The sequence below is a fragment of the Acetobacterium sp. genome (assembly GCF_039830195.1).
GTDB lineage: Bacteria > Bacillota > Clostridia > Eubacteriales > Eubacteriaceae > Acetobacterium.
The window spans coordinates 61,785-74,489 of the sequence record NZ_JBDODG010000037.1; the positions used below are offsets into that span (position 1 = coordinate 61,785).

The following is a 12,705-nucleotide window of genomic DNA, read 5'->3' on the forward strand; positions in this document are numbered from 1 at the left end:
ATGAAAATAAATGAAAACAGTTGGAAAAGGAAAACCGATGAAAAATCTATTAAAAAATAAAACCGTTGTTCTGGGTATTACCGGAAGCATCGCCGCTTATAAAATGGCCAATGTAGCCAGCAGCCTTGCCAAAATGGGTTGCGATGTACAAGTCATTATGACTAAAAACGCCCAGGAATTTATCACGCCCCTGGTCTTTGAGAGTTTAACCGGTAACAAGTGCATTGTTGATACCTTTGACCGCAATATCTCTTACGATGTGGCTCATATCAGTCTGGCCAAAAGAGCCGATCTTTTTATGGTGGCGCCGGCTTCGGCCAATGTCATTGGCAAAATCAATGCTGGAATTGCCGACGATATGCTCACCACTACCATCATGGCCTGCCACTGTCCCAAACTTATTGCCCCGGCCATGAATACCGCCATGTATGAAAACCCAATCGTCCAAAACAATCTGAAAAGTTTGAAAAAACTGGGTTATAAGATCATCGATCCGGCAGTCGGGATGCTGGCCTGCAAGGATGTCGGTGCCGGCAAACTTCCGGATGAGGAACTGCTGATTAATCATATCCTCCGGGAGATCGCTTTTTTTCATGACCTCAGCGGAAAAAGAGTCATGATTACCGCCGGTCCCACCTGCGAGGCCATCGACCCGGTGCGCTATATCACCAACCATTCCAGCGGAAAAATGGGTTATGCTCTGGCTCAAGCTGCTATGCTCCGGGGTGCCGATGTCACCCTGATCAGTGGCAAAACCGCACTGACATCACCAGCCTTTGTTAATTTTGTCCCGGTTGTCTCGGCCAGTGACATGTGCTCCCAGGTGATGGATCATTTTGAAGCAACCGATATTGTCATTAAGGCCGCCGCAGTTGCCGATTTTAAACCGACTGAAGTGGCTAATGAAAAAATTAAAAAAAGGGATGGACGGCCCGTCATCAACCTGACTCCGACTATTGATATTTTAAAAACCATCGGCGAAAAGAAACGTTCAGACCAATTTGTCTGTGGGTTTTCGATGGAAACTGAAAATATGATCGAAAATACCAGAGAAAAACTCTATTTAAAAAACGCGAATATGATGGTAGCCAATAATTTAAAGGAAAAAGGCGCCGGTTTTAACACCCCTACCAATCGGGTGACGATTATTACCCTGGAAAAAACCGAAGCCCTCCCCCTTTTGTCCAAGGATGCGGTGGCACACCGGGTTCTTGATGCCATCCTGGATGAACTGTAATGACCATTACTCAACTCAGTCATGTTGCCATGGAAATGGGGGTTATCCTCCTTTCCAACGGCGCTGAAACCTACCGGGTGGAAGAATCGATGCATCGGATCTGTATTGCCCTTGGTGCCAAAGAGGCTGAAATATTCGTTGTACCGACCACCATCATCGTCTCTGTTACTCTGGAAGGAGAAGTCCCGCTGACCCGAACCCGACGGATACATTCCCGTAAGATTGATTTGACCAAAGTATCCGAGATTAATCATTTATCCCGTCAGATCTGCTATGAACCTACCAACTACAAAGACCTGTTGGCAGACATCAAGCGCATCGATAATATTCCCTCTTATCCTTACTATCTTCATGTCATGGCATTCGCCTTTATTTCCCAGATGTTCACCCTGTTTTTTGGAGGTAGTCTGGTGGACAGTTGTGTGGGATTCTTGATTGGAATTGGCATAAAGCTACAAATGGATATCATGGGTCGCTTTGAGGCCAATGTTTTTTTCACCAATATTGTCGGCGGCCTGATTGCTTCCACCGTTGCGGTAGCTGCCTCGGGTCTGGGGCTAACCACCAATATGAATACCATTATTATTGGCTCGATTATGACCCTGGTACCCGGACTGGCCATCACCAATTCGATCCGGGACATCATCGCCGGAGATTATCTTTCCGGGCTGACCAAGGGCATTGAGGCCCTGCTGATTGGTGCTGCCATCGCCGCCGGGGTGGCTGTACCCCTGAGTTTATTACGTCCATTCTGGGGAGGTTGAAGTCATGAATTACATCGCACCCTGTTTATATGCTTTTGGCGCTTCCCTGGCCTTTGCCTTTGTGTTTAATATCCCCCGGAACAAGCTGCTCCTTTCAGCCCTGGGCGGGATGCTGGGACAGCTGGTTTACGTGGTTTTTCAACTGGTGATTTCCAATGATGTTATCCTTTATCTGCTGGCGACCATCGCGATCTCCCTTTATGCTGAGGTGTTGGCCCGGTTAACTAAATCCCCCACCACCATTTATCTGGCGGTGGCCCTGATTCCGCTGGTGCCAGGCGGTGGCATCTACTATACGATGCTCTATTTTATCAACGGGGAGATCGATCTTGGAATCTCTACCGGCATTCACACCCTGCTGATCTCCGGGGCGCTGGCGGTGGGTATAATTATGGTCTCATCCACCGTTAATCTGGTCCGCAAGGTGATGCTGAAAAGTAAAAAAAAAATAGGAAAGAAGTATAAATATGGCAAAAGCACATAAGTTATTTCTTGTTTTTGTTTTGCTGGTAGGTTTGACCGTGGTAATGTGGGGCTGTTTTTTTACCAAACCGGAGGATACCACCAAAATGGCTAATTACGTACAGCTTGATTCCGTCCCCCTGACGCCGGTCAATCCACTTTCCCGGGAAACCCTGAACTGCCAGAGCTTTATCGGCAATCAGCTAACCTCTCCAAATGGCGGCATTTATACCAATTATCAGAACACTGCCCAAACCGGAGACCTATCTACCGGTCATGAAGTTCTGTCCGAATCAATGGGATTATTATTGGAGTATGCCCGCTTAACCGGGGATCAACGGCTTTTTGATGAAACCTCTGACTATATCGAGGATCATCTGATGGTTGATGATATTTTGTTGTGGCGCATCGTTGAAAACAGTGATCCGATCACCGATGTTTCAGCCACCATTGATGATCTGCGGATTTACCAGACCCTGGCCCTGGCCAAAGCACAATGGCCGCTCAATGATTCAGCGACGAAAATTTTTGAGACGCTGGAAAATCAATTGCCGACCAGAGGATTTCAGTCCGGCTACCTGGTCAGTTACTACAGCGCCGCCAGTCCCACCCAGGATAAAACCGTGGAAGTGGCTTATCTTAACCTCTCGGCCATCCAGACGCTGGCAGCGGCAAAACCTGAAATCGCCACGGCCGTGACAACAAATCAGCAGATTTTGCTGGGCAGCTTTATTGGCGAAACTTTGCCCCTCTATCACAAAAGCTATGATCCCCAAAAGGGCACTTATACCGATGCCGACGGAAAGATAAACATTCTCGACAGCCTGATGGTGATCCAAAATCTGGCTCAAGCCGGAATCTATTCCCCACAATCCATTGATTGGCTGGAAGAAAAGACCGCCAGTGGCACCCTCTATTCTTATTATGATCCCCAAACCGGAGCGGCCCTGGATACTCAGGAATCTTCAGCGGCCTATGGTATAGCCGCTCAGATTGGTGCGGTGCTGGGAAATGAGTTTTTAACCGGCAACGCGCTGACTCAATTAAAAAAACATCAGAACGCGGATTCGCAGAGTCCTTTCTACGGCGGTTTCGGCTATAACAACAATGCCTATTCCTACGATAACCTGCAGGCTCTGCTGGGGCTGGTTTATAACAAATAATCGCTCGCACCAGGATTCCTTAATGGATCCGTACCGACCAATTGTTAATCTGTTGTTCGCCGCGGAATCGGACAGGCTTTGCCATGTCCGCTCCGATGCGTACAACATGATATAACAATTGTCGGTACTGCTTTAGCTTTTTTTATATCTTAGCGACTCCCACTCACTCGCTAAAAATCGATATGTTAGAACTGGAAGAAAGTGAGCAACCATGAAAAAATTCAAAATCATGATTCTTTTTGGAACCCGGCCGGAGGCCATCAAAATGGCGCCACTGGTGATTGCTTTAAAAAAAGATCCCCGTTTCCAGACGCTGGTAACGCTGACCGCCCAGCATCGGGAAATGCTGGATCAGGTGCTGGCACTTTTTGCCATCGCTGCCGATTATGATCTGAACCTGATGAAGCCCGGCCAAACCCTGTCCTATCTCACGGCCAGTATTCTCAACGAGCTGAAACCGATACTGGCAGCCGAGGCCCCGGATATGATTCTGGTTCATGGCGATACCACCACCGCTTTTGCCGCAGCCCTGTCGGCTTTTTATGAACAGATCCCGATTGGCCATGTCGAAGCTGGCTTACGGACTAAAAATAAGTACTCCCCCTACCCGGAAGAAATGAACCGGACCCTCATCAGCCAGCTGGGGGATCTGCATTTTTGCCCCACCGTCGGCAATCGGGATAATCTGATCCGGGAAGATATTCCCCAAAACCAGATTATTATTACTGGCAATACGGTCATCGATGCGTTACTCATGACCGTTAAGGCCGACTACCATTTTGAAAACCCACTTCTAAACACCATCGACTACCAAAACAGGCGGATGATTTTATTGACCTCGCACCGCCGGGAAAATATCGGTGCGCCGATGGAACATATCTTCTCTGCCATCCGTGAACTGGTGCTGGCCAATCCGGATGTGGAGGTGGTTTTTCCGATGCATCCCAATCCCCTGATTGCCGAAACAGCCCTGCCGTTGCTTAGTGATCTTGACCGGGTTCATATTCTGGCACCTCTGGATTACAGCCAAATGTCCAACCTGATGGGTCGTGCCTATCTGGTACTCACCGATTCCGGGGGCATTCAGGAGGAAGCCCCGGCGCTGGGCAAGCCAGTCGTGGTGCTGCGCCACGAAACCGAACGGCCCGAAGCCGTCACTGCCGGAACCGTCGTGATGAGCGGCGTTGATAAAAACGACATTATCCGAATCACCCAGCAGCTGCTGGACGACCCCGATGCCTACCAAACCATGGCCCATGCCGTTAACCCCTACGGCGATGGTAAAACTTCCCAGCGCATCTGTACAGCCATCGCCGAATATTTTAACTTATAAAAAAAGACCAGGATTTTTGTGCCAATAAAGCACAATAAATCCTGGTCTTTTTTACAACTCATGAAACTATTTCAGACCTAACCGACGTCGTATTCCATTTCTTTTCGGGCTTTTTCAATAAATTCCAGCGGCGAAACTGCTTCCCCCGATTTACACTCGTCACAATGAAAAACTCCGATTTTCAGATCAATTTCCACCTCATAAGGGGCCGTGATGGTATAAAATTCTTCGCTTTTCATGTGACTCCTGATCCGGTTTTCGACAATTTTTGTTCCGGTCGTATCGGTGATCAAAAACAAGCCGAAGGTGATATCGTCTTTTTCGATCAGATAGAGGGTATCCTCAGCCCTTAGACTGCGTTGCATCACCTCCGTCATCTGGCGGATAAACAGAGGCAGCCGCTCTTCTCCCAGAATTCGTTTGATCTCTTTATAATGTCGAAACTTGATCATCATCAAGGATAACTCAATCTGTCCCCGTTTTGACATACCGATGAAAATTTTGGCATCGCTGATCAGGGTTCGAAAATTTCGCAGTCCTGTATCTGGATCCACGGTGGATAAACTAACATTTTCATCTTCCAGCTCTTTAATCCGGTTCTGCAGCGCCCGATTTCTACCGGTCATCAAACTGACCACATAAGTGAACAGGGGCAACAACACAACCCAGAAATACGAGGATGCCGTCAGGGGTTCACCGTTGACCAGCACCAGAAAAATGGTGTAGGAGATATAGAAAAAAATCACGATCCCATTGGTAACCAGACCCAGGGTTATATTACTGAAATAGGTAATCAAAATGACCAGAAAGGTAACGTTCAGCATGATTAAATTCTGAATATAGTGAGCCGAATCCTGGGCGGTAAAGGTAATGGTGACGAAGGTTAAGACCAGAAAGAATACTATCCCCAGATCGGATAAAACCTGATCACGATTCTTCATTTTCGCCATCCCCCCTTCTTGAGTTCAATCCCATTCTTGCGCACCACCATGATCAACCCCACTGCCAGCAGAATCATCACCATGATACTGACGACCAAAAAGATCTGGGCGTCCTGACTCACTGCAATTTGCTGTACCACCGCAATGGTAGGATTTTTCGGTGCTTTAAAGCGATAGGTCAGCACCTCGCCATTGGCGTCTGCCAAAGTGGCATCGCCTGACAGTCTGCCCAGGTTTTTCATTTCGCCGAGGTTATTGCCAATCGCCACCAAACCCGTCTGATCCGGTGCCACAACCATCAGACTGGCCCGGCCTGGTTTACTGTACAGGGAATCCAACAGCTGGGCCGAACCCAGGGCCTTACCATAGACTGGGTCGATTACCAGCTTTTCATTGGACAGGAAGCTGGTACCGTCTTCGTTAAACTGAAAATACAGCTTATCGTTATTGCTTTTGATAAAGCTATTATTGTCATAGGTACCCACCGCAATAATGTTGGCGTAAAGTGCCGCCTCGTTCATTTCTTCGGGATAAAGCACGGTTATCTCCCCGGTATTCCCTTTGGTATAGCGTCCCATCACCCGAAACATTTTGGCCAGCAGGTTAGTGGTTTCACCATCCAACTGATCCGGCACCACCAGACTGACCGCGTTGTAACTATAATCAGTGACAAAGGGCGCGGGATAGTTTTTAAAATTCAGATCCTGATTGACTACGGAGTTGATTTTTAACATCGTATTGGGGGTGAGATATGCCCAGGGCATATCTCCCTGTCGTAAGCTGCACCAGAGATCTTTGATTTCCAGATCAAAGGTGACCTTCACCTGAAAGGCACCGCCGATATCAATATCGGTGGGAATCGGAATGGTGGCCTCATCGCCCCCAGCCGTATGCTGCGAGAGCTTTCTGCTACCGACAGGAATATCGTTAATATAAACCGTCATCAGCGACCGGTCAAAGTCCAGGTTTTCTGAATACCGGTAATTTAGGTAGATTTCGCTGGCATTGGTTAAGCTACGATTGGACGGATAGTTGATGGCAAATTCTTTAACCTGATGAAAGGGCCCTTTGTAATAGGTTCCTTCTGAACCGGCAAAACTGATATAGGTTTCCGCCTCATAAACTTGGGTTTTAACGTCTGCAGTTTTTCCCAATAGCTTGGTGGTCGACTGCAATTGATTCATCAAGGCCGGGTTTCCCAACATCCGACCGGCATTGATCAGGGCCACATCGTTTTTGGCAGTAATGATCAGGGTATTCGTTCCGCTTCCTTCGTTAATCAGAACCAATAGCGCATCCTCGTCATTGATTCCGTTCTGGTCAGCCTGACTGCGGTAATTATCCGGAAGCTGATCGTACCTGGCGATGACGATTCTGTTCAGAGGCAGATTTGCGGCTGGATCACTGAATGTCAGAATCGGAAAATATCCATCGGGATAAATGGTCTGATTGGATACACCAGAGATTCCCAACAGCGCGGCATTCAGTTCCGCCGGATTGTCAGCATCTGAAATAATAAACGCCGATTCCCCATATCTCAGGGCATCCACTTCAAAAAAACGATTATAGAAGGAATCAATACTGGTGGTAAAAGCGTTTTTGTCAAACCTGACCGAAAGATTTGATTCTTTGAAAATATCCAGCCAGTTGGCCTCACTGACCTCATCGACACAGGGCAGAGCATTCTGGGTCCTCATGTAGCCGTCGATTCTGATATTATTGTAGCCCTGCTGGAGTGACTCCAGTGGCACATAGATATCGATGCCATGACGATTGCCGGAGTTGTCAGCCGGGCGTAGCGAATAAAAATATGTTTCATTAATCGCTACTGTCAGACTGGATAGCTGTGTGTCTGCCAATTGCGTGGCCCGGTATTCCAAATGCAGCAACACCGATTTCACATCCCAGTCTTTGGCAATCCAGAAGGTTTGTTCCGCGGTTGAAAACAGCCCCTTCATGGAATGATCAGAAAAATTAGTAACAAAGGTCTGGGGCATCGTCCGCGCATCCGACTGCGATACCCCGCCATAGTTGGCCGCGCTGACTGGCTGTATCAACATCAGTAGCAGCGAACTCAGGAAAATTATCGTGATGATTGTTCGTTTCATTTTCTCCTCCTCATTCGGTCATTTCAGCCCTGGAAGCGCTCGGTTTTGTACCATTTGCTATCCTGCTTTTTAATGCGGTCTTTAAAATACTGAAAAACACCGTATACCGTTACGATGATCCACATTTGACAATAGGTGAAATACATCAGGGCGATGATAAAAAAATTGGCAACGGTCATCTCCCCTTTTTCGGTAGTCAGCGCAATAAACACACCCAAAACAAACATCACGAAGGCGGTAAACCAGAGTAGATTGCTAAAACCCTGGATGGTCGTGGAAACCAGCCCGGCCATGTTCATAAAAAAAATAACATCCGATACTACCAGCGCCGTTAAGAGTAAAAAATAAGTGGATAAGAAATAGAAAATATCAAAGCGAATTTTCCTGGCATCCTTATCAACCAGATAGCCGATATTTTTAATCAGCACATAAACATTGCCCTTGACCCAGCGGGTTCGCTGTCTGAACCAAACCCCCAGGGTTTGCGGTTCCTGCTCCCAGGTCACCGCCTTGGGTTGGAATTTGATTTTATAGCCCATCAGATAGATCCGGAAACTGATTTCAGTGTCTTCTGCCACCGCCTTTTCGTCCCACCCGCCAATGGCCTCGATAATACTTCGCCGCAAAATGAAATTGGTTCCCGGTATGGTGCACAGCTTCATTAGCTGCCACCGGCCGGCCTGGGCCATCCACTGAAACGACAGGGTTTCGATATTGATAAACTGAGTCAGCAAATTGACTTCCTTGTTTCGGGTCCGGAATTTTCCAATCACGGCTCCCAGCGAATCATCAGCCTTCAATTCAGCGGCCAGATATCTCAGTGCCTTATGTTCCGGGGTGTTATCCGCATCATAAATGGCAATAAATTCGCCTTTGGCCTGCTGATAGCCTATATTCAGGGCATTGGATTTTCCCTTACCGCCAGTAATATTATCGGTATTGATGACAATTAAATTGCGGCTAGAGTTGTTTTTTTGGATTTCGTTGAGCAGTTCAGCGCTGTTATCTGATGAGTTATCATTGATCACGATAATTTCATAACGATCCTCAGGGTAGTCAAAGCCCAGCAGAGCCGCCACCGTTTTAACAATAACCACCCCTTCGTTATGAGCTGGTACCATAATCGAAACAAAGGGATATTTGCCAATAATTTCCGGAGGCGGTTCTTTTTCCACCTTCAGATAATAAACATATCCGGCCACAATCAGGACAATGTTCACAAATAAAAGACTCCAGATTAAAAAGATATTGATCAGCATTAAATAATCAAACACATTCATGGGGTGTTTCCCTCCTGATCCCGGGAATTTTTGATCGGTTTATTTTTTTCATCATTATTGACTACTTTTCTAAACTTGTTAAGATATACCTGCCGACTAAAAACCACGATCACAATGAAAATCACAATGATGATCCCCACCACCGTCAGCAGAAAGGTATTGCCAGCCGTGAAGATTTTCTCCAGACTGTATTCCGGCGGCTTTTGATAAAGATACTCTTCTTTGATGGGTTCTTCATCATAACTCAGGGAAACCGGAAGACCATTGACCCGAATTCCCGAAGCACTGCTTGAAATGTTATTCTGGCCGATGGTCCAATCATTATCGAGTCGTTTATAGTCCGTCAGTGAAAGCCACTTATCATTAATGATCCCCAGCTGGACAGCCAGCGCCGCTTCGTTTTCCGGCAGCGGCATGATAATGGTGGCATTAATGGGATAATTACCAAAATTTCGATTCACGCTGCTGGTACTGGCAATCGTTTCAAGACTGATCCCCAGGCTGCCAGAATTAAGTGCCCAGGTTTCCTTCCTCCCCGGCTCAGAGATATCAGGATCTGGTAGAATAATCCCCGATGAAAAAAGATTTAAAGGATTAACACTGCTGACCTCATCAAAAAAGAGACTTTCTCCGGTTGCCAGACCCAGTGGATAAACGCCATTCTCCACCATTTTGGTGATAACCGCATACATTTTTTCGGATAACACCGTATTGCCATCGCTCACGGTGGCGGGACTGGGCCGATGAATAATGATCGTTCCATTTCTTGACTGAACATAACGCAGCACCTGATAAAATCGGGCCATAGCCGGAAAATCCATATTATCTTCTATGGGAACCACCCCCAAAGCAAAGGGAATGCCATGAGCATAAAATGCATCACTGGTTTCAATGACCATATTCAAATCCGAAAAGGGGTAAATATCCGGAATCAACAGGGTCATTTCAGCCGATGTTGCCATTCCAAACCAGTCTTTCAGGATTCCTCCCAGGCCTAGGTTAAACTCCGGATTGCTAATAAAGGTCGGCACGTAGGTCAGTTGATCGATTTTTTTCGAGAACGGATAAGCTGCTGCCTCAACCCCGATGGTTGTTTGTCCGGGATCTGGCTGTTCATCAACTACCCGTAAATCATCGATCCAGATGCTGCTGCTAGCCAAGCCATTCAGATTCACAGATACAGTCTGCCCGACCTGACGACTGATTGGAATGCTATCCAGACTGGGGACCAGTCCCGGGGCAACAAAGCCGATATAAAGCAGTGCGCCGGAATAATTCTGACCGTCACGAATAAAAACCGGGTTGGTGATCGGGTTTTCAGTGTTTTTTAAAACGATCACTTTTTGATAGCCTGACATCTGCCCCGCCCGGTAATCGTCAATAGACGATATTTCCGCCGTCCGGGACAGCGTACTCAACAGGGTTTCCACCGCATCGAGATTATAGCGGTAAACCGTATCCACTGCCAACTGGTCGTAGATCAGCAGCACATCCTTTGTCGTCATGGTGATGTTTTCCGGATCGACTGCTTCTTCTCCATAAATCACCGGCATTGGTAAAACCATTAAGATAAGAGCGATAAAAATCAAAATGCAACGCTTCATAGTCGATAGCCTCGCTGTTCCCGATTTTTTTGCTTATCCTTGTTCCGATCCAAAAACGCCTGTTTACGGGCATCCCAATCAACCTTTCGCATTTGTTTTTCGATCCAATGGATAAATTTCCCCAAAATAACAAATGATATCAGATCAAAGGTCAGGGCAAAAATAAATAAATGCCCCAGGGTATCGGTATCCCCGGAAGTAATAATCGCGACGTATAATTCCCAGAGCCCGATAAACAGCCAGGTCATCAGTCCCACAAAGCGCAAGGTATTGCGCTCGTTTTTTTCGATGATGCCTTTTCTGAAAAATCGGACATAGACCCCAATGATCACTCCCATCCAGATGATGATAAATCCAAAGTTTCCCGGCAGGTAATTGGCTTTGAGATAACTCCAGACAGTAAAAAAGCTGGTTTGGGCTCCCGCTGGATAGCCCTGGCTTATTTCATAATTGCCCAACCAGGCTGGACGGATATTAAAACTGCTGTCCACCGAGCGATTGAGCATTTCATACAATTGACCGGGATTGGCCAAATAATAAATCGCCACGCCGGTGGGATTTATCTTACTAAAAAAATCAGTCCCCATCTCCTGGCTGTCCAAAGCATCCGGGGAGATCGCCTGATAATACGAGGTTCCGGTTAGAACGGCGTACTGGGGATTGATTGAAAATCCTTCCAGAGCTTGCTCCGGATCGGCGGCAGTCATCAATACCCCTCGGGTCATACTATGATAAGCACTTAGTTTTGTCAGGCCATTGGGCATCATAAAAAACGCTGCCAGTGAAGATAGCATCAGAATCGTGCCACAAACAATACAAATTCGTTGATAGCGTTTTTTTTCATCCACGTATTTGAGATTGATCCCCAGAATACCCAAAAAAAGTCCCAGCAGGGCATATTGCTGGTTCAAGAGGCAAAGTAACAGCGCACTAAAGAAAAAGCAACTGATCAAAAGATAGTCGTTGAGCTTTTCCTGCCCCATCAAAATAAGTGATGTTCCCAGAATGATCACCAGAAAAAAACTGAGGGCCTGAGGGTAAAACGAATTGATCCAGGCAGTGTAGGCCGTATCTCCGAAGATAACCACCCCCAAACCAACAATAACATAGGTCCATTTGGCGCGCTTGCCATAGGTGACGGTCTCAAATAAAAAATACATCGCAATCAGATAAAAAAACGCGATAACAGCCCCATAAAATCGCATATCAAACAACCAGTCCCAGGTAAAAGCCCGATCCAGCCGCTTGGCTGCATTGAGAAAAGGAGTCTGTGCAGTGACCTGAGCGTTACCGGTATCGTTGAAATATTCCATAATGCCCCAGTCTTTTTGAAAAAAAGCCATTGCCTCTTTGGGGCTGAGTTCCCCCAAATTATAGAGATTGCTGCCTGAAATAATAGCGGCGGTGCTGCCATCGTCACCCATCCCGATGACCGGTGGTATAAACAAAACAACCAAAAGCAGACCAAATAAAACAAGCACCCCCAGGGTCGACGGTTTTAACAAATAATTAAAAGACCACGCCCGAATTTTTGGAATGCTTTGGTTTATTTCTTTTTCAGGTTGAAGGGTATTGCTGTCCATGTTTCCGTTCATGATCCGGTTCCCCTTAAAAGTCTAAATTTAGTCTATCAGTCGTACTAAGTACTCATCTCTATTTTGTCACTCTTTTGGTATCAACGCTAATTAAACTGTGATGATTTTAAAATTTTGGATAGCTACATGATTTTCTTACCCAATTTTTTCGTTTATATTCAGTATGATCCTTGTTGGCTAAAAAAGAACCTCTGACTTAATTAATCAGAGGTTCTCTG

10 protein-coding genes are annotated in these 12,705 nt (G+C 46.6%); 5 read left to right on the plus strand and 5 right to left on the minus strand.

What is annotated here, in order from left to right:
• Positions 1-10: 10 nt before the first annotated feature.
• The 5 genes from coaBC (at position 11) to wecB (ending at position 4,959) form a co-directional block, all read left to right on the plus strand.
• Positions 11-1,237 (plus strand): bifunctional phosphopantothenoylcysteine decarboxylase/phosphopantothenate--cysteine ligase CoaBC, encoded by a 1,227-nt coding sequence (gene coaBC / locus ABGU93_RS11925; RefSeq protein ID WP_347413669.1) that lies wholly within the window; start codon positions 11-13, stop codon positions 1,235-1,237.
• Positions 1,237-2,001, plus strand: a complete 765-nt coding sequence (locus ABGU93_RS11930; RefSeq protein WP_347413670.1) for a threonine/serine exporter family protein — start codon at positions 1,237-1,239, stop codon at positions 1,999-2,001. Before coaBC ends, ABGU93_RS11930 begins: the two co-directional genes overlap by 1 nt.
• 4 nt (positions 2,002-2,005) lie before the next feature.
• Complete coding sequence (locus ABGU93_RS11935) at positions 2,006-2,485, plus strand: threonine/serine exporter family protein (RefSeq protein WP_347413671.1); 480 nt, start codon at positions 2,006-2,008, stop codon at positions 2,483-2,485.
• Positions 2,469-3,626, plus strand: a complete 1,158-nt coding sequence (locus ABGU93_RS11940) for a hypothetical protein (protein ID WP_347413672.1) — start codon at positions 2,469-2,471, stop codon at positions 3,624-3,626. Before ABGU93_RS11935 ends, ABGU93_RS11940 begins: the two co-directional genes overlap by 17 nt.
• A 211-nt stretch (positions 3,627-3,837) precedes the next feature.
• Positions 3,838-4,959, plus strand: coding sequence for a UDP-N-acetylglucosamine 2-epimerase (non-hydrolyzing) (gene wecB, locus ABGU93_RS11945; RefSeq protein WP_347413673.1), 1,122 nt, complete (start codon positions 3,838-3,840; stop codon positions 4,957-4,959).
• A 77-nt stretch (positions 4,960-5,036) separates the two neighbouring features.
• Here wecB and ABGU93_RS11950 read toward each other — a convergent pair whose 3' ends face one another.
• From ABGU93_RS11950 to ABGU93_RS11970, 5 genes are read right to left on the minus strand one after another with little or no spacing between them, the layout of a single operon-like run.
• Positions 5,037-5,900 carry a GGDEF domain-containing protein gene (locus tag ABGU93_RS11950; RefSeq protein ID WP_347413674.1) on the minus strand — a complete coding sequence of 288 codons (864 nt, stop codon included), beginning with the start codon at positions 5,898-5,900 and terminating at the stop codon, positions 5,037-5,039.
• Complete coding sequence (locus ABGU93_RS11955; RefSeq protein ID WP_347413675.1) at positions 5,897-8,008, minus strand: cellulose biosynthesis cyclic di-GMP-binding regulatory protein BcsB; 2,112 nt, start codon at positions 8,006-8,008, stop codon at positions 5,897-5,899. Before ABGU93_RS11955 ends, ABGU93_RS11950 begins: the two co-directional genes overlap by 4 nt.
• Before the next feature lie 23 nt (positions 8,009-8,031).
• Positions 8,032-9,288, minus strand: coding sequence for a glycosyltransferase family 2 protein (locus tag ABGU93_RS11960; RefSeq protein ID WP_347413676.1), 1,257 nt, complete (start codon positions 9,286-9,288; stop codon positions 8,032-8,034).
• Positions 9,285-10,892 carry a DUF2334 domain-containing protein gene (locus ABGU93_RS11965; protein WP_347413677.1) on the minus strand — a complete coding sequence of 536 codons (1,608 nt, stop codon included), beginning with the start codon at positions 10,890-10,892 and terminating at the stop codon, positions 9,285-9,287. The genes ABGU93_RS11960 and ABGU93_RS11965 overlap by 4 nt, the downstream gene beginning before the upstream one ends.
• Positions 10,889-12,487, minus strand: coding sequence for a hypothetical protein (locus ABGU93_RS11970; protein ID WP_347413678.1), 1,599 nt, complete (start codon positions 12,485-12,487; stop codon positions 10,889-10,891). Before ABGU93_RS11970 ends, ABGU93_RS11965 begins: the two co-directional genes overlap by 4 nt.
• Between the last annotated feature and the right edge of the window lie 218 nt (positions 12,488-12,705).